Here is a 22,969-nt window from a genome sequence, read left to right on the forward strand (position 1 = left end):
CGATGGCGATCATCGATGTGGCCGGCGTCCACATGCACGTGCAGCGCCTCGGCCCCGGCGGCGGACGTCCCGGCGGGGACACCGTGGTGCTGCTGCACGGGCTGCTCACGGACAGCCTGGCCAGCTACTACTTCACCGTCGCCCCCGCGTTCGCGGCGGCCGGGCTCGACGTGGTGATGTACGACCACAGGGGTCACGGCCGCAGTGGCCGACCGGCCACCGGCTACGGTCTCGAGCGGTTCGTGGACGATCTCGGCGCCCTGCTGGACCGGCTGGAGATCCCCGGTCCGGTCCATCTGGTCGGCAACTCGTTCGGCGGCACCGTGTCCTTCGGCTACGCCCTGCGCCGCCCGGACCGGGTCGCCAGCATCTCGGTCGTCGAGTCCGAACCGGCCACGGCCTCCTGGGCGCGCAAGATCGCCGGGCTGCTGGACCGGGTGCGGCACGAGATGACCGTCAACGAGACCGAGGCGCTCGACTGGATCGCCACCCACCGCGGCGGCCACACGGCCCGGCTGGCCAGGGCGGCGGGCCGGCTGGTGCGCGACACCGCGATCGCCGCGGAGGTGACCGACTGCGATCTCGTCACCGAGGACGCGCTCCGCTCCCTGGACCGCCCGGTGCTCGCCGTGTACGGGGCCGACTCCGACCTGTGCGAACAGGCCCCCTGGCTGGGGTCGTTGCTGCCGCGGTGCAGAACGGTCGTGGTGCCGGGCCACGAGCACTCGGTGCTGGTGGAGGCCCCCGGCCGGGTGCGCGACCTCGTCCTGGGGTGGATCGCTGAGAACGCCTCCCCCGGCGGCGGCGACGAAGACGGCCGCGACACGGGCCGCGACGGCCGCCGGGCGGCGGCCGTGCCCGTGGAGGTGAACGTGCCGTGAGCCGCTGCCTGTTCGTCGTGCCGCCACTGGTGGGGCACATCAATCCCCTGGTGGGGGTGGCCGCCGAACTGGAGTCCCGGGGCCATCGGGTGGCCTGGGCGGGAGTGCCCGAGATCGTCCGCCGCCTGGCCGGGCCGGACGCGTACGTCTTCGCGTCGCCCGCTGCCTGGGCCGACGCGGACCGCCCCGTCAGACCGCCGGACATCCGGGGCCCCGAGGCCCTGCGGTTCCTGTGGGAGCGGTTCCTGGTGCCGCTGGCGGACGCGATGGCCGACGGTGTACGGGACGCGGTGCTGGCGTTCCGGCCGGATGTGGTCGTGGCGGACCAGCAGGCGCCGGCGGGGGCGCTGGTGGCGGAACGGCTCGGCGTGCCGTGGGCGACCTCGGCGACGACGCCGGCCGAGTTCACGGACGCACTGGCCGCCATGCCGAAGGTCGCCGCGTGGAACGACGCGTTGCTGCGGGAGCTGCGGCTGCGGGTGGGAGACCCGGAGGGCACGGCGGATCCGCGGTTCTCCCCGCATCTGGTGCTGGCCTTCACCGTTCCGGAACTGGCCGGGCGCCCCGCCCGGGGCGGAGACCGGATCCGCTGGGTGGGCCCTTCGCTGGCCGCCCGTCCCGCCGCTGCCGACTTCCCCTGGGAGTGGCTGGACCCCGGGCGGGCGACGGTCCTGGTCACGCTCGGCACGGCGAACGCCGACGCCGGGGGACGCTTCCTCTCCGCGTGTGCGCAGGCCCTGCGGGCGCGGGCGGACCGGCTGCAGGCCGTCGTCGTCGACCCGGAGGGCGTCCTCGGCGGCGGCTCCGGCGCCGCCGGAGCCGGCAGCACCTTCCCCGGGACGGGAACGGGGACGGGAGCCGACATGTCGGCCGGGGATCTGCTCGCCGTCCCCGCCGTACCGCAGCTCCCGCTGCTGAGCCACATGGACGCCGTCGTCTGCCATGCCGGTCACAACACGGTGGTCGAGGCCCTGTGGCACGGCGTCCCCCTCGTCGTCGCGCCGATCCGGGACGACCAGCCGGTCGTCGCCGCGCAGGTGTGCGACGCGGGGGCCGGGGTCCGCGTCCGGTTCGGCCGGGCCACCGCGGACCGGATCGGGCCCGCCGTCGACGCCGTGCTGTACGACCCCGGTCACCGGGCCGCCGCCCGTGCCGTCGGGTCGGCGCTGCGCGCTGCCGGCGGAGCCGCGGCCGCGGCGGACCACCTCGAACACCTGCTTGAGGACAAGGAGCAAGGATGACGTCCCGCGAGGAACGCTCCCGCAGACGCCGGGCCCGGCGGGAGACGGTGAGCGGACTCCGCCCGGAGTACGCGGCCGAGCTCGCCGACGGGCCCCAGGCGTTCTTCGAACCGCTGCGCCACAACTGCCCGTGGTGCGGTTCGGGCCGGATCGGCGGGCACCTGCTGACGGCGGATCTGCTCCAGCACAAGCCCGGCCGGTTCCGGGTCGACCGCTGCCACTCCTGCGGCCATCTGTTCCAGAACCCCCGTCTGAACGGCCGCGGGCTCGACTTCTACTACCGCGACTTCTACGACGGACTCGGCGAGCAGCAGCTGGACGGGATGTTCGGCGGCCGCACCACCTCCTACCGGCGCCGCGCGGAGTCGGTGCGGCCCCATCTCGGCGGGGTCAAGCGGTGGCTCGACGTCGGAACCGGGCACGGGCACTTCTGCGAAGTGGCCCGGGCGGTCCTGCCGGAGGTCGAGTTCGACGGGCTCGACCGATCCGAGGGGGTGGAGCTCGCCGAGCGGCGGGGGCGGGTGGCGCGGGGCTTCCGCGGCCCCTTCACCGAACTGGCGCCGGACCTCGCGGGCGAGTACGACGCGGTGAGCCTGTTCCACTACCTGGAGCACAGCACGGAACCGCTCCGGGAACTGGAGGCGGCCCGCACGTGCCTGCGGCCGGGCGGCCATATCGTGGTCGAGGTGCCGGACCCGGGGAGCCGGTACGCCCGGTTGCTGGGCCGCTGGTGGCTGCCCTGGCTGCAGCCCCAGCACCTCCATCTCATGCCGGTGGGCAATCTCCGCGGCGCCCTGTCGGACCTGGGGTTCACGGTGGTCGCGGAGCAGCACCGTTCGGCGCACGAGCCGGTGGATCTGGTGGCCGCGGTGTGGCTGGCCCTGGAGGGAGCCGCGCCGCGGGACGACCTTCCGTGGCTTCCGCCCGTCGGTCCGCTGCACCGCGCGCTGCGCGGCGCCGCGCTGCTCGCGGGCGTCCCGGCGCTGGTGGCGGCGGCGCTCCTGGACCAGGCGGTCGCACCCTTCGCGGGACGGCTCGGGCTGTGCAACGCGTACCGCCTCGTGGCCCGGCGGGGCTGACGCGGCAGAGCCGGAGACGCTTTCACCTCTCGGCCGGGCGAGTCGGACCCGGCCCGCCCGACGCGGGTCCGCATCCAGCGGCCAGCCGGGGCGCACCGCCCGTCAGCGGCACCGCCCTGCCGGTGTGACCGCCCCTGTCCTCGGTCGCCGTCCGGTCAGACGGATTCGTCCCGCCGGTAGAGCGGGCGCTCGTAGACGAGGAAGCCCTCGTGGTGCGCCACACGGTCGTAGAGGGCGCGCGCGGTGGCGTTGTCCCGGTGGGTCTGCCAGTAGAGCTTCTCCGCACCGGCTTCGCGCGCAGCGGCCGCCGCGGCCTCGATCAGCGCCCGGCCCACGCCCCGGCCGCGCGCGGCGGGTGCGGTGAACAGGTCCTCCAGGTAGCAGTACGTGCCCGCGGCCCATGTGGAGCGGTGCAGCACGTAATGGCAGATTCCGACCAACCCGCCGTCGGCCCACGCCCCGAGTCCCCGCACCGGCTCGGCCGGGTCGACGAACCGCGCCCACGTCAGATCGGTGACGTCCGGCGCGAGGGTGTGCTCGTAGAAGTCCAGGTAGGCCTGCCACAGCGGCTCCCAGGCCTGCCGGTCGCCGGGAGTGAGGGGGCGTACGTCGAGACCCGGGTTCGACATCACGGTGGGTTCCTCGCCCTCTCCCGGCCGGCAGGTGAGCACAGGATGTCATGCGGGCCGGCGCGCCGTTCGCTGACCCGCACCTGCACGGATTCATGAGCATGCCACTGCCGGGACGGCACCCGGCGCGCCGGTCGGACGCGGGGCGACCGGGTGCGGTCGCCTTCGTCGGTCCATCGGCTCGTACCGACCGAATCTCGGTGAGACTTTCGCCCGGATATGATGCATTTTGTGATCATGTCCGGTCGGCTGCGGCGCCCTCGTCGTTTCTACGGAGCCCGGTGGAAGGCTGTCCTGCTGTCACCGGCGATCCTCACTGTCCTGATCTCCGCCCTGGCGTTCTCCACGCCGAGGGAGATCGCCTTCAGCCGCCTCCTGCCCGCCGCACCCGCCCTCGCCGCGGCCATGTGGCCCGTGCTGCCCACGGTCCTGCTGGGAGCCTTCTGCCTGCTGGTCATGATCAGCCTCAGCTTCTTCTACACCGATCTGGGGACGCCCTACACGGCCGCCGCGATCGTCCTGGTGACCCTGGCGGCCGCGTACGCGAGCCATGTCAGGATCCAGCGGGAGGAAGCCCTGTTCCAGGTACGGCTCGTCGCCGACGCCGCCCAGAAGGTCCTGCTGCGCCCGCTGCCGAGCCGTATCAACGACGTCGAGATCGAGTCGCTGTACCTGGCGGCCCAGGAGCAGGCCCGCATCGGCGGCGACTTCTACGAGGTGGCCGACACCCCGTACGGCGTGCGACTGCTCATCGGCGATGTACGGGGCAAGGGCCTGTCGGCGGTGGGCGCCGCCTCGGCGGTGATCAGCTGCTTCCGGGAGAACGCGTACGACCAGCCCGACCTGAGGGGCATCACCCGACGGCTGGAGACCAGCATCACCCGCTACAGCGCCGCGTTCCCCACCCAGGACCTGCCCGAACGCTTCGCCACCGCCATACTCGTCGAGATCCCGCACGACGGCGGCGCCATCCGGATCCTCAACTGCGGCCATCCCCCGCCACTGCTCGTGCACCGCGGTGAGATCCGCGTCCTGGAGCCGTCCACCCCCTCTCCGCCGCTGAACCTCGCCGCCCTCATCGGGGACCACTACTACGTGGACACCGTCCCCTTCGACCCGGGCGACCACCTGCTCCTCTACACCGACGGCGTGACGGAGACCCGGGACCGGGCCGGCGAGTTCTTCCCGCTCCCGGAATGGATGCGGCGGAACGGCCCGGCGGCGCCGCGGGACCTGCTCGACCGCCTCCACCACGACCTGCTCAGCTACAGCGGCGGGCGGCTCGACGACGACATCGCCGCCCTCGCCGTGAGGTGCCCCAACAGCCGCGGGCCGACTCCCGCGGCATAGGCGGTGCGGGAGCCGGGTGCGGTGGCCGCGCCCGCGGCCCGGGGGCGTGCCCGCGCCGGAGGCCCGGGGACGTGCTCCGCGCACGCCGGGGCGGCGGCCGGGCCGAGAGCCACGGGAACTCCGCCGAGGGGCCGCGCGGGGACGCGGTGACCCAGGGCGTCCGCGTTGGTGTTCCGCGCCGCCCAGGATCATGCTGGTGACGAGAGCCCTGGCCGTGAGGTCCCCTGGCAGCAGCGGGAGCCGGGCAACTAGCAAAGGGGCGAGATGAGCGGCGATGGAACGACTTCCCACCTCACCGGGCGAGCATCCCGGCACCGCGCAGCCACCTCCCGCCCCGGCCGGCGACCGGCCCGGCCTCACCCAGCCGCCCCCCACCATCCCCGGCGACCGGCCTGACGCGGCCGGGTCCGCCCCCGCGCGTCCGCTCCCGTCCCCCGCCACGGCGGTCATCAGCGAACAGGGCGTCGTGACGGGTTGGAGCGAAGGGGCCCGCCGGCTGCTCGGGTACGCGCCCGCCGAGATCATGGGACGGCCCGCCGCCCGTCTCCTGGCCCACGACGCGGATCCGGTCGCACCGCCCGCCGCTCCGTGGCCCGCGGACCTCGCCGGCACCCTGGCCCTGCGGCACCGCGACGGCCACGACCTCACCCTCCCGTTGCACGCCACCCGCCGGACCACCACCAGCGGCGTCACCGAATGGCTCGTGACCAGCACGGCGGGGGCGGATGATGACGCGGGCACCGGCGTGGCCCCGCAGGACCGGGCGCCCGGCACCCGGACAGCGGAGGGCGGGACGCCGGTCGTCGAGGCCCCGGGCCCCGGCACCCCGGCCGGCGGGACACCGCTCCCCGGCCTCGTCACCGACGTGACGCTCGGGGCATGGGCGTTCGCCCAGTCCCCGTGCCTGCTCGCGGTCTTCGACACCGAGCTGCGGCTGCTGCGGGCCAACTCCGCCATGGAACGCGCGCTGTCCCTGCCGCAGGCCCGGATGCGCGGACTGCGCCTCACGGACATCAGTCCCGACCCGGTGAGCGAGGAGACCGAGCGCACCATGGGCCTGGTGCTCCGGTCCGGCAGGCCGCAGCACACGCCCACCGCGCTGCGCCCGACGGGCAACAGTTCCGAGGCGGGCCGCCCGGCCACCGTCACCGCGCTCACGGACGACGACGGCGGTATCCGGGCCGTGTGCCTGGCCGTCCACGCTCCTGACGAGGAGCCCGACCACAATCTCACCCGGCAGCGGATGCTGAGGGAGGACCCGGGCGCCGGGATCGGCACCACCCTCGACCTGGAGCGCACCGCGCAGGAGCTCACCGACGCCGCCGTGCCGCGGCTCGCGGACGCGGCGGCTGTGGACCTGTGCGAAACCCCCCGCCACAGCCGTCCGACCGGCCCCCTCCCCCTGCGCCGTACCGCCTACCGCTCGCATCCCCCGGGCACTCCGCCGTCGGGCGGGGAGGAGCCCGTAACCCACCCCGCCCACTCCCCGCTGACCCGGTGCCTGACGACGGGGCGCAGCGCCGTGTACCGGATGGACGACCCGTCCCTCGGCCAGTGGAGGGCTACCGATCCCGAGGCCGCACGGCTGGACCAGGCCGGCACGCACACGCTCATGGCCGTGCCCATGCTCACGGCGGGATCCACGCTGGGAGTCGCGCTGTTCACCCGCCACCGCAACCCGCAGCCGTTCACACCCGACGATCTGCAGCTGGCCGAACAGCTGACCCACCGCGCCGCCACCGGCATCCACAACGCGCGCCGCTACACCCGGGAGCGCACCACCACGATGGCCCTGCAGCGCAGTCTGCTCCCGCACACGCTGCCCGACCAGCCCGCGCTCGACATCGCCACGCGCTACCTGCCCGCCGGTACGGAAGCCGGCGTCGGAGGCGACTGGTTCGACGTCATCCCCCTGTCCGGCGCGCGGGTCGCCCTCGTCGTCGGCGACGTCGTCGGTCACGGCATCCGTGCCTCCGCCACCATGGGCCGGCTGCGCACCGCGGTCCGCACCCTCGCCGACGTCGACCTGCCGCCAGACGAACTGCTCACCCGGCTCGACGACCTCGTCCTCCATCTGTCCACCGACGAGTCCTCGACCTCGACCGACGTCACGACCGGGATCGGCACCACCTGCCTGTACGCGATCTACGACCCGATCTCCCGCGAGCTGACGCACGCCCGCGCCGGCCACCCGCCACCGGCCGCCGCCACGCCGGACGGCAACGTCTACTTCCTCGACACCCCCGCGGGCCCGCCCCTCGGCCTGGGCGGCCTCCCGTTCGAGACGACCACCACCACGCTCGACGAGGGCACTCTGCTCGCCTTCTACACCAACGGCCTGCTCAACCCGCGGGAGACGGACATCGACCAGACCCTGGACACGCTCTTCACGGCGCTCGCCCGCCCCACGCCCGACCTCGAGACCACGTGCGACCGCATTCTCACGACCCTGCTCACCCACCCGCCCACCGACGACATCGCCCTCCTCATCGCCCGTACCAAGGCGCTCCAGCCCCAGCACGTCGCCACCTGGACGCTCCCGCACGACCCCGCCGTGGTCACCGAGGCCCGACACCGCACGACGGAACAGCTCACCGGCTGGGGCCTCGTCGAAGCCGTCTTCATCACGGAGCTGATCGTCAGCGAATTGGTCACCAATGCCATCCGCTACGGAAAGCCCCCGATCCAGCTGCGCCTGATCCACACCGACACCACGCTCACCACCGAAGTCACGGACTACAGCAGTACGAGTCCGCACCTGCGGCACGCCCACACCTACGACGAGAACGGCCGCGGCCTCTATCTCATCGCCCAGCTCACCCAGCGCTGGGGCACCCGGCACACCCCGACCAGCAAGACCATCTGGACCGAGCAGACCCTGATGTGACTTCGCCGGGGCGCGGAGCCGCCGGAAACTCCGTTGCGACGCCGGCCCCGTGCGGCCGACAGTTGGCGCATGACCACGCTCCTCACCCCGCCGCCCGGTATCACCGTGCGTCCGGCGACGCTCGACGACGCGGACGCGGTGTGCGCCCTCCTGAACGAGATCGACCTGCTGGAAATCGGCCGTGCCGACACCTCGTTGACGGAGGTCGAAGCCGATCTGAAGCATCCCGAGGTGGACCTGGAACGCGACTCGTGGCTGCTGTTCGACGGCGACCGGATGGTCGGGTACGGGCTGCTCTGGGACGACTCGGGCCACGAGCGGATCGACATGGACCAGTACACGCTGCCCGACCAACAGCAGTCCGCACGGCATCTGTTCGACCTGATGGAGGCCCGGGCCGTTGAGCGCGCCGCGCTCAACGGGGCCTCGCGGGCGGTGGTGCACATGCACCTCAACATCGAGCCCACGACGGACGTCGCCGCGCTGCGCGGACGGGGCTGGCGCCCGGTCCGCCGATACAACGTGCTGACCCGCCCGCTGTCGACCACCGCCGACCCGGTGCCGGCGCCTCCGCCCGGTGTGACACTGCGCGCCTGCACGGCCGAGGAGGACCGCCGGCGCGCTCACTCCCTGCTCCAGTCGTCGTTCGCCGACCACTTCGACTTCCAGCCGCGCACGTACGAGCAGTGGCTGGACGACATCGACGGGGACGGGGCCGACTGGTCGCTCGTGTGGATCGCGCACGTGGACGGGCTCGGCGACGCGGCAGCGATGCGCACGCACGACAACCGCGCCTCCTCGGGCTGGATCGGCAACCTCGGCGTCCTCCGGGAGGCCCGGGGCCGGGGCCTCGGGGGCCATCTGCTGCGCCATGCCTTCGGGCACTACGCGGGGCTGGGACGGGACCGGATCGGCCTCGGCGTCGACACCGACAACAGCAGTGGAGCCCTCGCCCTGTACGAGGGCCACGGCATGACCCTCGACTTCGCGGTGGACACCTGGGAGTTGACCGTCCCGGTCCCGGCCTGAGCCCCCTCCGTCCGCTGTCGCCACGGCCGGCCGCCGGCGGCACCCCTGCCCGCGGCCGGCCCGGTGCACCACGAGCCCGCGGCGGCCGCACGGACCCGGCAGGGCGGCGGCCGCGCCGGGACCGTCCCGCGTCCCCCGTCCGGAGTGCGGAACACATCCCGCCGGACGGAACCTCCGCGGCCCGCTCGTCATCCTCCCCACCGGATGTCGAACGACGGCAAGGGCGAGGGGCGCGGCGTGGTGCGGTGGAGCGGCGGGAAGCGGACGGGCTCGGACGGCGGCGAGGGTCGGTCGCTCAGCCGGCGCGGTGTCCTTGGGGCGGGGCTCGCCGCCGGAGTGGGTGTGGCGGGGGGCAGTTGGGCGGCCGGGGCCTCCGCCGTGCCGCCGCCGGCGGTCCCTGCTCCCCGGGCGGCCGGGGCGCCCCGCGCCGGGGACTGGACGGCCCTGGCCCGTGGGCTCGACGGGACGCTCGTACGGCCCGGCAGCCGCGACTACGACGCGGCGCGCAAGCTGTTCAACCCCCGCTTCGACGGGCTGCGGCCGTCAGCGGTCGCGTACTGCGCCCGGCCGGAGGACGTCCGCACCTGCCTCGAGTTCGCGAAGCGGCACCAGGTGCCGGTCGCGGTGCGCAGCGGCGGTCACTCGTACGCGGGCTGGTCCTCGGGTCCGGGCATCGTCGTCGACGTCCAGCGGATGGCGGGCGTCACGCTGTCGGGCGCGACCGCGACGATCGGCGCGGGGGCCAAACTCATCGACGTGTACGACCGGTTGACTGCGCGCGGGCGGACCGTCCCCGCGGGGTCGTGTCCCACCGTAGGGGTGTCGGGGCTGGCCCTGGGCGGCGGTATCGGTGTGGTCAGCCGTGCGTACGGCCTGACCAGCGACAGTGTCGTCGGAGCCCGGATCGTCACCGCCGACGGGCGGATACGCACCGTGGACGCCACGCACGACCCGGACCTGTTCTGGGCCCTGCGCGGAGGCGGCAACGCGCAGTTCGGCGTGGTCACCGAACTGCGGATGCGCACCCACGCGGCACCGCCGTGCACCACCTTCTTCCTGAGCTGGCCCTGGTCGCGGGCCGCCGCCGTGGTGCGTGAGTGGCAGAAGTGGGCGCCTACCGCACCGGACGGCATCTGGGCCAATCTGCACCTCTCCGCCCCGGCGGGCGGCAGGCCCGGGTCGGTGCGGGTCGGCGGTCTGGCCCTCACGACCCGCGGGGACCTGGAGAACCGTCTCGACCGGCTCGCCGACGCCGTCGGGGCGCCCGCGCGGTCGGTCTCCGTGCGCACCCGGCCCTTCATGGACGCCATGAAGGTGATGGGCGGCGTCTCCGGCTTCACCATCGCCCAGTCCCACCAGAAGGGCACGCTGCCCGGCAGCAACCCGCAGGGCCGGGTGGCGCGCGAATCGTACGCGGCACGCTCGGACTTCTACACGAAGCCCATCCCGGCGGACGGCATCAGGGCGCTGCTCGACCGGGTGCAGCGGCTGGCCTCTCTCACCGGGGGCGGCGCGGGCAGCATCGCCCTGGACGCGCTGGGCGGGGCGGTGGGCCGTGTCAAGCCCGCCGCCACCGCCTTCGTCCACCGCGACGCGCTCTTCCTTGCGCAGTACATCGTTTCCTGGCCGGACGCCGCGGCCGCGGCCGCGGTGGCCCGCCACCAGGCGTGGCTCGACGGCACGCACGCCACGATGCGGCCGTGGGCGAGCGGCCGGGCGTACCAGAACTACACCGACCCGAAACTGCGCGACTGGCGCCGGGCCTACTTCGGTGCCAACGCCGAGCGCCTGACCCGGGTGAAGAAGGCGTACGACCCGGGGCGGATGTTTCGTCACCCGCAGGCGTTCTGAGAGGGGGCACGCACCGCACCGGCGGGCGCGTTCGGGCCCCGCCGGTACTCCGGGACTCAGGAGGCGCCCTCGCGGATCGCCGCGAGCAGGCGCGCGCACCGGTCGCTCATCTCCCCGGCGGACTGTTCCGGGTGGGAGATCCACCAGCCGACCAGGGCGCTCACCGTGCCCGTCCAGACGTGCTTGAGGGCGTCCGCGTCGAGCGGGTCGGCGTTGCCGCCGTGCCTCAGCAGCGCCGCCGTGCCCGCGGCGGCGAGTTCGTCCACGGCCGCCCGGTGCCGCTGCGCGGCCGAGCGGAGTTCCGAGCCGGGCGGGAGCGTCCGGTCGTAGAGCACGAACCATGCGTGCCGTTCGTCCTCCAGCGCGGCGAAGAGCGCCGTGAGGACCCTGTGGGCGAGCGCAGCCTCCGGCTGCGGGCCGCCGGCGGTCATCGCTTCCCCGATCGCGGTGAGCAGACGCGCGGCGACGCGTTCCAGGCACGCCAGGTAGAGGCCGTCCTTGGAGCCGAAGTAGGTGTAGAGCATCGGCTTCGTGACGCCCACGCGCCGGGCGATGGCGGCCATGGACGCCCTCGTGTGACCGTGGCGGCCGAACTCCTCCGTCGCCGCCGCGACGATCTGTTGCTCCCGGCGGGCGCGCGGAACGCCCTTCGTACCCGCAGTGCGCTCGTCGCGTCCCGCACCGGAAGGGGAGGCCGCCGGACCTCTTGCAGTACCCATAGCGAGGACTATACGTTGCGGTAAATTACCCTGCGGTAAATTACTGAGAGGCAAGATCGATGGATCGTCGCAGCCCCTCCGCCTCGGCCGCCGGCCCCCTCCCCCGCCGCTCCTGGTGGGGCTGGGGCACCGAGGACAGGGCCCTGCCGGACGGCGAGTGCGCGGACCTCGGCGCGCTGGTGCCCGGAGCGGCCGGCACCCCGCTGCCGGTACCCGGCATCGCCGACCTCGACATGCCCCTGTCCCGGGTCACGGCTCCGCCCTCCCTCGGACACCTCGTGTCGGACGCGCCGGAGGACCGGGCCGGCCACACGTACGGCAAGGCGTACCGCGATGTCGTCCGTGCCCTGTACGGCGATCTGCGGCCGGCGCCCGATCTGGTCGCCCGCCCCCGGACCGAGCGGGAGGTGACCGACGTCCTGGACTGGGCGTCGGGGGCCGACGTGGCCGTCGTGCCCTACGGGGCGGGGAGTTCGGTCGTCGGCGGTGTCGAGTACCGCGCCGGTCTGCACCGGGGCGTCGTGTCGATGGACCTGACCGGGCTGGACCGGGTGCTGGAGGTCGACCGGGTGAGCCGTGCGGCACGGATCCAGGCCGGTGTCCTCGGCCCCGCCCTGGAGGACCAACTCCGCCCGCACGGGCTGACGTTGCGCCACTTCCCGCAGAGCTTCGAGTTCTCCACGCTCGGCGGCTGGCTGGCCACCCGCGCGGGCGGGCACTACGCCACGCTCCACACGCACATCGACGATCTGGTCGAGTCGATGCGGGTGGTGACGCCCGCGGGCGTGAACGAGTCGCTGAGGGTGCCCGGTTCGGGCGCCGGACCCTCGCCGGACCGGCTCTTCCTGGGGTCCGAGGGCACGCTGGGGGTGATCACCGAGGCGTGGATGCGCCTGCAGGACCGCCCGGGTCACAAGGCGTCGGCCACGGTGTTCTTCGACGGCTTCGACACGGCGCTCCGTGCGGTGCGCGCCATCTCCCAGTCCGGGCTGCATCCCGCCAACTGCCGGCTGCTCGACCCCGGGGAGGCGGCGCTCGCCCAGGTGGCAGTCGGTGGCCGGAGCGCCCTCGTCCTCGGTGTCGAGTCGGCCGGCCGGCCCGTGGACGGACGCCTCGCGGAACTCGTCGGGCTCGCCCGGGACCACGGAGGCGCACCCGCTCCCGCCGGCAGGGAGGATTCGGACACGGCGGCGGGCACCTGGCGGTCCGCGTTCCTGCGCATGCCCTATCTGCGCGACGCGCTCGCGCGGATGAGCGTGATCAGCGAGACCTTCGAGACCGCCTGCACCTGGGACCGCCTCCCGCTGCTCGTCGACACGGTACGCCGCGAACTGGCCGCCACCGTAAGGAAGACGACCGGATCCGAGGCCATGGTCAACTGCCGTCTGACGCACGTCTACCCGGACGGCGCCGCGCCGTACTTCACCGTCGTCGCCGCGGCACGGCGCGGCAGCGAGGTCGCGATGTGGGACGACGTCAAGGCGGCCGCGACACAGGTGCTCGGCGATCTCGGCGCGACCGTCACGCACCACCACGCCGTGGGCCGTGACCACCGTCCCGGCTACGACCGCCAGCGTCCCGAGCCGTTCGCGCTCGCCCTGCGCGCCGCGAAGCAGGCGCTGGACCCGGCGGGGATCCTCAACCCGGGCGTCCTGCTCGACCCGGCTCCCCGGCCCGGCGCGACGGGCTGACCCGCACGCCACGTCGTGCGGGCCGGCCCGAGCGTTCCGGTAAGAGAGCGGCCGGCCCTCATGCCGCCGGCCGCGGCGTGAGTGTGCGCACGGGCGGCTCCGGGCGGCGGGCCGGTCGGGGTGGGCCGAATCCTCATGGGCGGTGCGGAACGGCGCGGGCCGGCGAAGGGGTCGGCCGCCGCTCGCCCGCGGTCTACCGACGGCGCGGGTAGTCGGGGTCTTCCTCGGCGCTGGGCAGATCGTGGTGCCCGTCGTTCCACGGGTTGGTCCATCCGCACACCCCGCAGGCGTAGCGGCCGTTGAGGCCGGACAGACGGGTGCCGCAGCGTTCGCAGTCGGTCTCGGTGATCTGCAGCGCTCCGTCGTGCGCCGGATCGGCGGGAGGCGGGAGTGCCTCGACCTGCGGGGGCCGGTCACGACGACGGGGACGGCTGCTCATGTCAGGGAGGCTACCTCCGGAACCGGTCGCCGCCGACCTGGGCCCGGGCATCGGCGGAGAACGTGACCGTGCCGGCCTTCCGTGGAAGACCGGCACGGTCACGGCGGGCGCTCTCGGGGAGCGCCCGCCCGGGCCGGTGGGTGCTCAGCCCGCCAGGCTGTGCTCACCGCCGGCCGCGATGAGGCCGGCCCTCCCGATCACCGTGGTCACCGCCACGGGGACGCTGCTGTCGGCGGTGGCACCGTTGCCGAGTTGACCCTCGCCGTTCTCGCCCCAGGCGTGGACGACGCTCCCGGTTCCGTCGGGCTCGTCGCCGGGGTCGTCCTCACCGGTTCCGACCGGACCGACGGGCCCACCGCAGTGGCAGGACAGCCGGCTCGGCAGACCGGCGTCGCCGCAGTCGCAGGAGGACGTCAGGGCGAGGTTGTGCTCCTCGGCGGTGGAGATGGCCGTCACTGCGCGCAGGCCCTGAACCTGTACGGGGATGGTGCTGTCGGCGAGGGTGCCGTTGCCGAGTTGGCCCGAGGCGTTGTCGCCCCAGGACCACACGGTGCCGTCGCCCCCCAGCGCGAGGCTGTGGCCGAGACCTGCGGCGACGGCCCTGACCCCGGTGAGTGCCTGCACCTCCACAGGGGTCGTGCTGTCGATGTTGGTGCCGTTGCCCAACTGGCCGGAGAAGTTGTCGCCCCAGGACCGGACCCGGCCGTCCCTCACCACCGCCAGGCTGTGGTCCCCGCCGGCGGCCACCGCCCTGGCCCGGGTGATGCCCTGCACCTCGACGGGGATGGTGCTGTCGGCGAGGGTGCCGTTGCCCAACTGGCCGTTGTCGTTGTCGCCCCACGCCCGGACAGCGCCGTCCCGCAGCAGCACGACGGCGTGGTTGTCGCCGGCGGCGAGGGCCTTCACCCCGGAGAGCATCTGCACCTGGACGGGGATGGTGCTGTCGGCGAGGGTGCCGTTGCCCAACTGGCCGTTGTCGTTGTCGCCCCACGCCCGGACCGTGCCGTCCCGCAGCAGGGCGAGGCTGAAGTCGTCGCCCGCGGCGACGGCCTTCACACCGGTGAGGCCCAGGACGCGGACGGGGACGCTGCTGTCGGTCTCCGTGCCGTTGCCCAACTGGCCGTTGTCGTTGTCGCCCCAGGCCCAGACGGTGCCGTCCCGCAGCAGCGCCAGGCTGTGCTCGAAACCGGCGGCGAGGCTGCTGATCCCGTTCGGCTCCGGAACGGGGACGGGCACGGCGCTGTCGGCGTTGTCGCCGGTGCCGAGCTGGCCGTCCTCGTTGTCGCCCCACGCCTGCGCGAACGGCACGGTCCCGCGGCCGCCGCCGGACGGATCGGCCGCGTGGGCTCCGGGCGTCCAGGCCAGCGTCGCCGCCAGCGCGGCGGCGAGCACCGTACCGGTACGTCCTGCGGCGCCGCGGGCCGGCGGATTCGCTTCACCCATGACACTTTCCCTCTCGTACGGTCCCGCCCCACCGCCTCCCGGCGGTACGAAATCTGCAGAAATCAGTCACAGGCATACCAGTCACCCCCGCGTGGTCCGGTACGACACGTGCGGGATCCGCCTCCCGGTGCCACGCCCCGGCAGGGTGGGGCCGCCGTTCGCCCCGCGGCTCCCGGGCACACGCGCCCTCGCCGCGGTGGGGCCGGGCGGGTGGTGCGTGTAGGCCCGTCGGCCGTGCGTTCGTCCGTGTCGGCGGGGTCCGGCGGGGCCCGCTCGCTACGTTCCAGGCACCTACACCCCTGAGCTCGAAGGGCACAGCCATGGCCAAGTGCGAAGTCTGCGGCAACGACTACGAGATGTCGTTCGAGGTGCACGCCGCTGGAGCGGTGCACACGTTCGACAGCATCGAGTGTGCCGCCCAGCGGATGGCACCGATCTGCGAGAACTGCCAGTGCCGGATCCTCGGCCACGGGCTGCAGGCCGACGGGCAGTTCTACTGCTGTGCGCACTGCGCCCGCCAGAAGGGCGTCGCGGAGCTCGCCGACCACGCCTGACCTGCCCGGTGCGGCTCGGCCGGGCCGTTCCGCCGGTGGCGTAAAGCACCGGTCCGCCGCGCTCCCCGCGTCTAGTGTGCTCCACGTCACGCCTGTGGGGCCGAGGGCGCGCGATGACTTCTCGCGCTGCGCACCGTCTCCCTTGCCGTAGCCGTCGGAGCGAAAAAGAGGAGCCACCGCCATGCGCATCGTGATCACCGAGTTCATCAGCCTGGACGGCGTCGTACAGGCCCCGGGCGGTCCGGAGGAGGACACCGAGGGCGGCTTCGCCCACGGCGGCTGGTCGCATCCGTTCTTCGACCCGGAGACGGTGGGCGGGGCCTTCGACGAGGCGCTGAAGAACGCGGAAGGTCTGCTGTTCGGGCGCCGTACCTGGCAGACGATGGCGGGGGCGTGGCCGGAGCGGGCCGGGGACCCGTTCGCCGACAGGATGAACGCGCTCCCGAAGTACGTCGTGTCGCAGACGCTGGGCGAGGACAGGCTGACGTGGCACAACACCAGGCGCATCCCCGGCGACGAGGCCGTCGACCGGATCCGCGAACTGCGCGACACCGCGGGCGGCGACCTGGTCGTCATGGGCAGCCCGACTCTGGCGCGCACCCTCATCGCCGAGGGGCTGGTCGACGAACTCCGGCTGATGATCATGCCGGTGCTCCTCGGCGGCGGAAAGACGATCTTCCCCGACGGCGGCGGCAAGCACACCCTGGAGCTGGTCTCCACGGTCACCAGTGGCGCCGGTGTGCACGTGTGCGTCTACCGGCCGGCGGCCGGGGAGTAGCCCGGCCGGCCGTCCCCCGCGCCATGGGAGCCGGTGCCCCGGCGTCCCTCGGGGCCGGCCCGGCCGCTCACGCCGCGAGAAAGGTGTGGAACACACCCTCCGGGTCGTACCGCGCCCTGAGGCCCTGCAGCCGGTCCCAGTCGTTCGCCCTGAACGAGCGCTCGGCCCTGGCCGGATCGGCGGTGAGGTCGGCCTCGGCGATGTAGTGCCCGGTGCCCAGGGGTTCCACGGATGCCATCGCCTCGCGCAGCCATCGGAGGTTGGCCTCGTCCCCGGAAGGATCGTCCCAGATGGCGTAGGGGACGGCGTACGTCTCGCCGAGCACCGAGAAGGCCATGTCGCGCAGCAGGTCCCCGTCGTGCGACGCCGGGGCGAACGGCGCGAGGACGCGGGACCGGTCGGAGGGTGCCTCCCGCATCGCGTCGCCGAGCCGGGAGAGCAGGGCGGTGAACTCGGCATCGGACCACAGGGTGTCGGCGGCATAGCGCAGCCGGGGCGGCCAGAGGCCGTCGGCCGTCTCGTCGAGGGCGGCGACCGACGTCGGCCCCGGAGCCCGGTGCTGGAGGGCGCCGTCGGCGAACGGGCAGTTCCCGAGCGGGCGCAGGGCCTCGGCGGCGTGCTCTTCGTCGGCGGCGAAGGCGGTCGCCGAGACGGTGACGACCTTCGGTCGGGGTGTCGCATCGGTGGCGAACGGGGCGGCCGTCGCGAGGGTGAGGGCCAGTTCCACGGTCGGTTCGAGTTCGTGCGAGACGTCGCCGGCCCACTGGCAGGCGGCCTCGACGTCCGCGAGGGGGAACGCGTACATGGTCGCCGCGAGGGCTCCGGGCGCCGGGTGGAGCCGCAGGCGGAAGCCGGTGACCACGGCGAAGAACCCGGGGCCGGCACCCCGGGCGGCCCAGAACAGGTCGGCGTTCTCGCGCTCGTTGCACCGCACGGTCCCGCCGTCCGCCGTGACGGCCTCGATCTCCTCGACACTGTGGCAGGCCGGGCCGAGCGCGCCGGAGTTCCAGCCGAGTCCTCCGCCGAGGAGGTACCCGCCGAGGGCGACCGTCCCGCAGTGGCCGGTGGGAAAGGCGAGGCCCGCCTCGGCCAGTGCCGGGGCCAGTTCGCGGCCGGTGACGGCCGGCTCGACGAACGCGGTCGCTGACGCGGGATCGATCGCGTACCGGCGGAGCCCGGAGAGGTCGAGCAGCATGCCGTCGGAGCGCACGGGCGATCCGCACCAGCTGTGGCCGGCGGAGCGTACGGCGATCCGCAGACCGAGGGACCGGGCGAGCCGGACGGCGGCGGGGACGTCGCGCGCCGACGCGGCGCGGACGATGACCTCGGGGAAGCGGTCGGGTTTCAGACCGTTCCACACCATGGCGGCCCGGAGTTCCTCGTAACCGTCGTCGCCCCGCCGGACGATCGTCCCCTCGACCGATCCGGCCTGCCTGTGTTCACGCATCGCGGGCTCCAGGGCTTGCGCCGGGTGCGGCTGCGGATGAAGCTGAGATCGAGGCGAGGACCGCCGAAACGGCGTGGGCCGAGAGCCCGGAGGGAAATCCGCCCGAGCGGCGAATCCCCTTCCACTTTACTCCGGCCCCATGGGATCCGGCGGCCGCGGCGACGGACTCGATGCGCCTCGGCCGACCCTCTTCGGCCGACCGGGTCGCCATGAGTCGCGGGGGTCAACGCGGCGTCGCCGGACCGGAGAGCAGGTCGCCGGACCGGAGAGCAGGTCGCCGGACCGGAGAGCAGGACCATCACGACACAGCACACCGCGACGATGACGGCCCCGGCCACAGGGGTTCGCAGGGTGCGTGCCCGGCTCGGCAGCAGCCGGAAGGCGAAGGCCCGGTTCACCAGGGGCATCAGCACCCGGGTCAGAATGCTCACTCAGCACGTCGCCGAAGAAGAGGACGATGTGCCCGCGATCCACAGGTCGTCGAAACACTGCCCGACCGCCCGCAGCGGGCCGCGCTTCGCCGTCCCGTCCCGGAAGACTCCCCTCGCGCCTGCGCACGTGCGAAGATCCACTGGCACGGTGGCCGGTTCCGGCGGTGGAAAGTGACGATGTTCGCGATATCCCTGGGTGACGACGGCGCGGAGCTGGGACCGCTGGAGCCCTGGCAGGCCGAGGAGTTCCTGGCCCACATCGACCGGGGGCGGGACTACATCGGCCGGTTCAACGGGCTGCCGGACGTCGTCACGGACCTGGAGTCGAGCCGGGCGTTCCTGCGGGCGTACGCGGAGAAGACCGCGGCGGACGCGGGCCGGATCTGCGGCATCCGCCGGGACGGCGAACTGGTCGGCGCGGTCATCCTCCGGACCATGGACGTCCCCGAGGGCACCGCCGAGGCCGGCTGCTGGCTGGAGCCGTCGGCCGTGGGCCGGGGACTCGTCACGCGGGCCGTCCGTGTGCTCATCGACTGGGCCGTCGGGGAGCGGGGCATCCACCGCGTGGAATGGTGGGTCTCCTCGGACAACGCGCCCAGTATCGCGGTGGCCCGGCGGCTGGGAATGACCAAGGACGGCGTCCTGCGCGAGAGTTACCCGTACCGGGGGAAGCGGCACGACATGGAGGTCTGGTCGGTGCTCGCCCCGGAATGGCGGACCGCGAACGGGGATCGGCCGGCTTCGGCGACATGACGGGATGACATAATCCGATCGGTGGAGACGGAGCACGGGCGGCGCTACGGCCGAGAAGGCGGGGGAAAGGCAACGGTGGCCTTGTCGACTTCGTGGCCGCAATGGCGCCGGGACTCCCCGGAGTTGTCCTCCGGCGGGCACCCCTTCCTGCTCGTCACTCTGCGCATGACCGTCCCCAGCGGCCGGCAGTGGCAGCAGTACCGCTTCATCGAGAACCACGATCTGCGTGCCCGGCTCGTTCCGCTCCTCGGCACCCTGCCCCTGAGCCATTCCCTGCTGCAGGAACCGCACGGCGGCCAGCCCTGCCGGTTCAGCGACCCCGCCGTACGGATCTGGCAGGACGACGACTCGGACCGCTGGCCCAACACCCTGTACCGCTCCTTCACGGAGGCCGACGGGCCGCGCCGCGGACTCGGCGAGGTGACGGTGACGCTGCGGCTGCACGGCAGAAGCGGCATCGTGCGGGAGGTCTCCCGCACGATAAACGAGTGCAACGTCCGCGCGGACGGGCAGCTCCTGCGCACCCAGGTGCCGGACGTCCTGCCGCTCGACGGCTGACGGGGTACGGGACGGGCGCCCCGTACCCCGCCCTCACCAGGGCCGGTAGAGGAAGAGGCCGCTGCGCCGGACCGCGTCGGGACCGTGGCCCAGGCGCCGGGAGACCAGCAGCACGGCGGTCACCCACACGGCCACGGCGGCCAGGCCGATCTCCGACGACCGGGTGGCGGCCGCCCAGAGGAACAGCACACCTGCCAGCGTCGCCGTGGCCACCGCCGCCACGAGGAGCGCTTCCCGCACGCCGGTGGCCCCCCTGGCCCGTGCGGGCCCTCTCGGGCGCAACCCGGCTTCGATCTGGTCCAGCATCGCGATCTCGCGCGCCGACAGTTGCCTCTCCTTCGGCACTCCGCCCCAGCCCTTCGTTGTCCCCGACTTCTCCGCACATGTGTCCGCCCCGGCACGGAGGCGTCCGGCGGTGCGGGTGCCCGCTCTCCGCCTCCGTACTCGGGAAATTCCCGCGTTCTGGGCGATCGCGGTGCCCCGCGGGGAAGTCTTCGTCGCCGAGGTGCGTGATCCGGCCCGGCCTGGGCGACCGCCCGGGGCGGGGGCGGCGTGCCGCGCGGCACCTTGCGCCGTTCGGGTCCGGACGAGGGCCGTCACACTCCTCGCCCGGACACTTCCGAGCGTACGGCGGGCGGGCGGATCCGGAGGGTGCGGACGGTCGCCGCCACCCCGGCCTGCGGGCGGGTGGTGATCTGCGGGCCGGTGGAGTCCGGGCAGGTCAGCGGCCCAGCGCCCGACGCAGTTCGTCCTTGTTCATCGACGAGCGGCCCTCGATGTTCTTCTTCCTGGCCTCTGCGTAGAGCTGGTCCCTGGTCGGCCCCTGTGCTCCCCGGTGGGACCTCTCGCCACCCCGCTGGGACGCGGACTTGGGGTCCTGGGTGGAGGTCCTGCTCGCGGTCTTGGACTCCCCCGCGCGGGCTCGCTCCTTGTTGACGGTACGCGCCGCGATCTCCTCGGCACGCGAGGGCGAGGCGCCGCGCTTCTCGGCGCTCTCCTTGATGTGCTCGTACTGGCGCTCCCGCTTCGCGCTGGATCCGGCAGGCATGACGTGCTCCTTCGGCGACGGTCGCTCACGGCGTCGGGATGTACCGGCTCTCTCGGGTGCGGGTTCCCCTCGTGCGAGTTTCAACCCTCGAAACACCCTTCGCCACCGGGCCGCGCCGCTTCGGCGGAGGGTGGCCGTCGGCGGAGGGGTCGCCGCGTGCCCCGCCGCGGCGGCCGGCGCGGCTCGACGGCACCGGCGCCGGTGAGGGCGGCGAGCGGGATCACACCGGGTGGGCGCGCGGACGGCCTCCGGGGCCCGCGGCGGAGCCGGCCGCGGATTGGGTCACCTGCGGGCCGTGGAGCCCTGCACCGGTCGCCGACGGGCCTTCATCCAGCCGGCGAACGCGTCCAGGGCTTCCTCCGCGCCACGCCGGCCGACTCCGATGCGGAAGCGGTCGGTGGGTGTGGCGGTGAGCTCCGAGCGGTAGATGCTCGCGGGCAGCAGGAGGACGCCGGCCTCGTCGAGAAGGCGGCCGCAGAACTCCTCGACACCCTCGGGGCCGAGGTAGCGGGGGTAGGCGACGCAGCCGCCGTCGGGTGCCTTCCAGTCGAAGTCGTCGGGGAACTCGGCGAAGAAGGTGTCGAACGCGGGGAGGTTCCGCTCGATCAGGGCCCGGTTGCGGGCGAGGACGGTCTCCCTGGCCTTGAGGGCGATCCTGGCCAGGATCTCGCTGGGGGCGGAGTTGCAGATCGTGGTGTAGTGCTTGGCCCGCTCCAGCCTGGACAGCAGCGCGCGGTCGCGGCAGGCGATCCAGCCGATCCGCAGGCCGGGCAGGCCGAGCGCCTTGGATGTCACGTTGAGCGACAGGGCGCGCTCGGACAGGTCCGCGGCTTGCGGAAGCGTGCGGGCGGGGTCGCGTTCGAGACCGCGGTAGACCTCGTCGCTGAACAGGTGGATCCCGCGGTCGTCGCACAGCCGCGCAAGGGCGGTGAAGGTCTCGGCGTCGACGACCTTGCCGGTGGGGTTGTTGGGGAAGTTGACCGAGACGACGCGGGTCTCGGGGCGCAGGGCGGCCGCCACGGCGTCCAGGTCCAGGGCCCAGTCGCGGCCGGCGTCCAGCGCCACGCCGGTGACCTCGCAGAGCGCGAGCGGCACCGTCTCGGCGGCCTGGTAGCCGGGGGTGATCACCACGGCGTGGTCGTCCGGCCCGAGCAGAACGTTCATGGCCAGGTACAGGGCCTCCTCGGCGCCGGCGAAGCACAGCACGTCCGCCGCGTCCGCACGTTCGTAGGTGCCGGCGACGGCCTCGCGCAGCGCCGGGTCGCCGTACGTCTCGGTGTAGCCGAGATGCAGGTTCTCGAAGGCGGCGCGGTCCTCGTCGTCGGCGAGGGCGAGGAGTTCGCCGAGCGCCATGCTCTGGGCGTCGGACGCGGTGAGGTGGTGGCGGGCGGCGAACTCCCAGCGGGAGAAGAAGGTTTCGAGTCGGAAGTCGGGCAGCCGGGTCATGCGGGGTCCTTGGTGCCGGGGGCCCGGTGCTGGGCCAGGAGGTCGTAGACGGTGGAGCGCGACACGCGGAGCGCCTCGGCGACGACGGGGACGGCGCGGCGGACGCCGAACACCTTCGCCTCGTCCAGACGTCCCAGTACCGCGAGGCGGTCCTGCCGGGTCAGGCGCTCGACCGGCCGGCCGCACTCCCGTACGTAGGCGCCGACGATGTGCCGGACGCGTTCGGCCCAGTCCCGTTCGAAGAGCGGCTCGGGCCGCTCCACGAGAGGAGCGCCGAACGAGCCCAGCAGGGCGGCCGCACGCTCCAGCGGCGTGCGGTCGAGATTGACGCACAGCACGGCCGAGACGTCGCCGTCGTCGCCGCGCAGGAGGGCACTGACCGAGGAAAGCCGGCGGCCGTCGGCGAGGAGCTTCTCGTACGGGCCGAAGACGTCCTGCCCGGCGGGCTCCAGGGCTTCCAGCTCCCCGAGCATCGAGGGGTCCCCCGCCTTGCGGCCGTTCACGGGGTTCCAGACGGCCAGGACGCTGTCCGTGCGCGGGTCGTGCAGGACCACCTCGGCATAGGGCCCGAGGAGCTTCGCGACGGCCAGGCACACGGGCGACCACGTCCGGACGCGCCGATCCGGGTGTTCCGTTCGCTCCACTGCCGGTGCCTCCGTCTCCACGATCCCGATGTCTGGACTGTACGTCCAGTCCGGACAGACTGTCCAGCACG

21 protein-coding genes are annotated in these 22,969 nt (G+C 73.6%); 12 read left to right on the forward strand and 9 right to left on the reverse strand.

The window, feature by feature from the left end:
- Window positions 1-2: 2 nt before the first annotated feature.
- The 3 genes from BLT82_RS28740 to BLT82_RS28750 are packed head-to-tail and all read left to right on the forward strand — an operon-like array spanning window position 3 to window position 3,201.
- Window positions 3-881: an alpha/beta fold hydrolase gene (locus BLT82_RS28740; RefSeq protein ID WP_093660026.1), complete on the forward strand. Its 879-nt coding sequence runs from the start codon at window positions 3-5 to the stop codon at window positions 879-881.
- On the forward strand, window positions 878-2,122 hold the full coding sequence (locus BLT82_RS28745; RefSeq protein ID WP_093660028.1) for a glycosyltransferase: 1,245 nt from the start codon (window positions 878-880) through the stop codon (window positions 2,120-2,122). Before BLT82_RS28740 ends, BLT82_RS28745 begins: the two co-directional genes overlap by 4 nt.
- Complete coding sequence (locus BLT82_RS28750) at window positions 2,119-3,201, forward strand: class I SAM-dependent methyltransferase (protein WP_244529699.1); 1,083 nt, start codon at window positions 2,119-2,121, stop codon at window positions 3,199-3,201. Before BLT82_RS28745 ends, BLT82_RS28750 begins: the two co-directional genes overlap by 4 nt.
- A gap of 155 nt (window positions 3,202-3,356) precedes the next feature.
- Here BLT82_RS28750 and BLT82_RS28755 read toward each other — a convergent pair whose 3' ends face one another.
- Window positions 3,357-3,830 (reverse strand): GNAT family N-acetyltransferase, encoded by a 474-nt coding sequence (locus BLT82_RS28755; protein ID WP_093660098.1) that lies wholly within the window; start codon window positions 3,828-3,830, stop codon window positions 3,357-3,359.
- A 231-nt stretch (window positions 3,831-4,061) separates the two neighbouring features.
- Here BLT82_RS28755 and BLT82_RS28760 point away from each other — a divergent pair, with 231 nt between their 5' ends.
- The 4 genes from BLT82_RS28760 to BLT82_RS28775 all read left to right on the forward strand — a co-directional run bounded on the left by BLT82_RS28760 (window position 4,062) and on the right by BLT82_RS28775 (window position 10,947).
- The gene (locus BLT82_RS28760) at window positions 4,062-5,180 is read left to right on the forward strand and encodes a PP2C family protein-serine/threonine phosphatase (RefSeq protein WP_093660030.1); all 1,119 of its coding nucleotides are present in this window, start codon (window positions 4,062-4,064) and stop codon (window positions 5,178-5,180) included.
- 274 nt (window positions 5,181-5,454) lie between these two features.
- Window positions 5,455-8,067, forward strand: coding sequence for a SpoIIE family protein phosphatase (locus tag BLT82_RS28765; RefSeq protein ID WP_093660032.1), 2,613 nt, complete (start codon window positions 5,455-5,457; stop codon window positions 8,065-8,067).
- A 69-nt stretch (window positions 8,068-8,136) separates the two neighbouring features.
- Window positions 8,137-9,096 carry a GNAT family N-acetyltransferase gene (locus BLT82_RS28770; RefSeq protein ID WP_093660034.1) on the forward strand — a complete coding sequence of 320 codons (960 nt, stop codon included), beginning with the start codon at window positions 8,137-8,139 and terminating at the stop codon, window positions 9,094-9,096.
- Between the two features lie 204 nt (window positions 9,097-9,300).
- Entirely contained in the window at window positions 9,301-10,947 is a 1,647-nt protein-coding gene (locus tag BLT82_RS28775) for an FAD-binding oxidoreductase (RefSeq protein ID WP_093660036.1), read from the forward strand.
- Window positions 10,948-11,003: 56 nt separating this feature from the next.
- Here BLT82_RS28775 and BLT82_RS28780 read toward each other — a convergent pair whose 3' ends face one another.
- A complete protein-coding gene (locus tag BLT82_RS28780) occupies window positions 11,004-11,666 on the reverse strand; it encodes a TetR/AcrR family transcriptional regulator (protein ID WP_093660038.1) in 663 nt (220 codons plus the stop codon).
- A 59-nt stretch (window positions 11,667-11,725) separates the two neighbouring features.
- On the opposite strand from BLT82_RS28780, the gene BLT82_RS28785 reads away from it, so the two are divergent.
- Window positions 11,726-13,357, forward strand: coding sequence for an FAD-binding oxidoreductase (locus BLT82_RS28785; protein ID WP_093660040.1), 1,632 nt, complete (start codon window positions 11,726-11,728; stop codon window positions 13,355-13,357).
- Between the two features lie 193 nt (window positions 13,358-13,550).
- On the opposite strand, the gene BLT82_RS28790 is transcribed toward BLT82_RS28785, so the two are convergent.
- On the reverse strand, window positions 13,551-13,796 hold the full coding sequence (locus tag BLT82_RS28790) for a hypothetical protein (protein ID WP_093660042.1): 246 nt from the start codon (window positions 13,794-13,796) through the stop codon (window positions 13,551-13,553).
- A gap of 144 nt (window positions 13,797-13,940) precedes the next feature.
- Window positions 13,941-15,239 (reverse strand): RCC1 domain-containing protein, encoded by a 1,299-nt coding sequence (locus BLT82_RS28795; RefSeq protein WP_093660044.1) that lies wholly within the window; start codon window positions 15,237-15,239, stop codon window positions 13,941-13,943.
- Between the two features lie 320 nt (window positions 15,240-15,559).
- On the opposite strand from BLT82_RS28795, the gene BLT82_RS28800 reads away from it, so the two are divergent.
- Window positions 15,560-15,793 carry a hypothetical protein gene (locus BLT82_RS28800; protein ID WP_093660046.1) on the forward strand — a complete coding sequence of 78 codons (234 nt, stop codon included), beginning with the start codon at window positions 15,560-15,562 and terminating at the stop codon, window positions 15,791-15,793.
- A 181-nt stretch (window positions 15,794-15,974) separates the two neighbouring features.
- Window positions 15,975-16,571, forward strand: a complete 597-nt coding sequence (locus tag BLT82_RS28805; protein WP_093660048.1) for a dihydrofolate reductase family protein — start codon at window positions 15,975-15,977, stop codon at window positions 16,569-16,571.
- Between the two features lie 67 nt (window positions 16,572-16,638).
- On the opposite strand, the gene BLT82_RS28810 is transcribed toward BLT82_RS28805, so the two are convergent.
- Window positions 16,639-18,018, reverse strand: coding sequence for an FAD-binding oxidoreductase (locus tag BLT82_RS28810; protein WP_093660050.1), 1,380 nt, complete (start codon window positions 18,016-18,018; stop codon window positions 16,639-16,641).
- 608 nt (window positions 18,019-18,626) lie between these two features.
- Here BLT82_RS28810 and BLT82_RS28815 point away from each other — a divergent pair.
- Window positions 18,627-19,202 (forward strand): GNAT family N-acetyltransferase, encoded by a 576-nt coding sequence (locus BLT82_RS28815; protein WP_093660052.1) that lies wholly within the window; start codon window positions 18,627-18,629, stop codon window positions 19,200-19,202.
- Between the two features lie 165 nt (window positions 19,203-19,367).
- Window positions 19,368-19,760 carry a hypothetical protein gene (locus tag BLT82_RS28820; protein ID WP_244529701.1) on the forward strand — a complete coding sequence of 131 codons (393 nt, stop codon included), beginning with the start codon at window positions 19,368-19,370 and terminating at the stop codon, window positions 19,758-19,760.
- 33 nt (window positions 19,761-19,793) lie between these two features.
- Here BLT82_RS28820 and BLT82_RS28825 read toward each other — a convergent pair whose 3' ends face one another.
- The 4 genes from BLT82_RS28825 to BLT82_RS28840 form a co-directional block, all read right to left on the reverse strand.
- A complete protein-coding gene (locus BLT82_RS28825) occupies window positions 19,794-20,105 on the reverse strand; it encodes a hypothetical protein (protein ID WP_093660056.1) in 312 nt (103 codons plus the stop codon).
- A 376-nt stretch (window positions 20,106-20,481) separates the two neighbouring features.
- Window positions 20,482-20,808, reverse strand: coding sequence for a plasmid stabilization protein (locus tag BLT82_RS28830; RefSeq protein ID WP_093660058.1), 327 nt, complete (start codon window positions 20,806-20,808; stop codon window positions 20,482-20,484).
- Between the two features lie 282 nt (window positions 20,809-21,090).
- Window positions 21,091-22,254 (reverse strand): aminotransferase class I/II-fold pyridoxal phosphate-dependent enzyme, encoded by a 1,164-nt coding sequence (locus BLT82_RS28835; protein ID WP_093660060.1) that lies wholly within the window; start codon window positions 22,252-22,254, stop codon window positions 21,091-21,093.
- Window positions 22,251-22,898 carry a helix-turn-helix transcriptional regulator gene (locus BLT82_RS28840; protein ID WP_244529703.1) on the reverse strand — a complete coding sequence of 216 codons (648 nt, stop codon included), beginning with the start codon at window positions 22,896-22,898 and terminating at the stop codon, window positions 22,251-22,253. Before BLT82_RS28840 ends, BLT82_RS28835 begins: the two co-directional genes overlap by 4 nt.
- Window positions 22,899-22,969: the final 71 nt, after the last annotated feature.

Source organism: Streptomyces wuyuanensis, from assembly GCF_900103455.1.
GTDB lineage: Bacteria > Actinomycetota > Actinomycetes > Streptomycetales > Streptomycetaceae > Streptomyces > Streptomyces wuyuanensis.

Bases quoted from the DNA above. Each gene is read 5' to 3' on its own strand.
- BLT82_RS28740 (WP_093660026.1), top strand. From the start codon at position 3: ATGGCGATCATCGATGTGGCCGGCGTCCACATGCACGTGCAGCGCCTC.
- BLT82_RS28750 (WP_244529699.1), top strand. From the start codon at position 2,119: ATGACGTCCCGCGAGGAACGCTCCCGCAGACGCCGGGCCCGGCGGGAG.
- BLT82_RS28755 (WP_093660098.1), bottom strand. From the start codon at position 3,830: ATGTCGAACCCGGGTCTCGACGTACGCCCCCTCACTCCCGGCGACCGG.
- BLT82_RS28765 (WP_093660032.1), top strand. From the start codon at position 5,455: ATGGAACGACTTCCCACCTCACCGGGCGAGCATCCCGGCACCGCGCAG.
- BLT82_RS28770 (WP_093660034.1), top strand. From the start codon at position 8,137: ATGACCACGCTCCTCACCCCGCCGCCCGGTATCACCGTGCGTCCGGCG.
- BLT82_RS28775 (WP_093660036.1), top strand. From the start codon at position 9,301: ATGTCGAACGACGGCAAGGGCGAGGGGCGCGGCGTGGTGCGGTGGAGC.
- BLT82_RS28780 (WP_093660038.1), bottom strand. From the start codon at position 11,666: ATGGGTACTGCAAGAGGTCCGGCGGCCTCCCCTTCCGGTGCGGGACGC.
- BLT82_RS28785 (WP_093660040.1), top strand. From the start codon at position 11,726: ATGGATCGTCGCAGCCCCTCCGCCTCGGCCGCCGGCCCCCTCCCCCGC.
- BLT82_RS28790 (WP_093660042.1), bottom strand. From the start codon at position 13,796: ATGAGCAGCCGTCCCCGTCGTCGTGACCGGCCCCCGCAGGTCGAGGCA.
- BLT82_RS28795 (WP_093660044.1), bottom strand. From the start codon at position 15,239: ATGGGTGAAGCGAATCCGCCGGCCCGCGGCGCCGCAGGACGTACCGGT.
- BLT82_RS28800 (WP_093660046.1), top strand. From the start codon at position 15,560: ATGGCCAAGTGCGAAGTCTGCGGCAACGACTACGAGATGTCGTTCGAG.
- BLT82_RS28805 (WP_093660048.1), top strand. From the start codon at position 15,975: ATGCGCATCGTGATCACCGAGTTCATCAGCCTGGACGGCGTCGTACAG.
- BLT82_RS28810 (WP_093660050.1), bottom strand. From the start codon at position 18,018: ATGCGTGAACACAGGCAGGCCGGATCGGTCGAGGGGACGATCGTCCGG.
- BLT82_RS28815 (WP_093660052.1), top strand. From the start codon at position 18,627: ATGTTCGCGATATCCCTGGGTGACGACGGCGCGGAGCTGGGACCGCTG.
- BLT82_RS28820 (WP_244529701.1), top strand. From the start codon at position 19,368: ATGACCGTCCCCAGCGGCCGGCAGTGGCAGCAGTACCGCTTCATCGAG.
- BLT82_RS28830 (WP_093660058.1), bottom strand. From the start codon at position 20,808: ATGCCTGCCGGATCCAGCGCGAAGCGGGAGCGCCAGTACGAGCACATC.
- BLT82_RS28835 (WP_093660060.1), bottom strand. From the start codon at position 22,254: ATGACCCGGCTGCCCGACTTCCGACTCGAAACCTTCTTCTCCCGCTGG.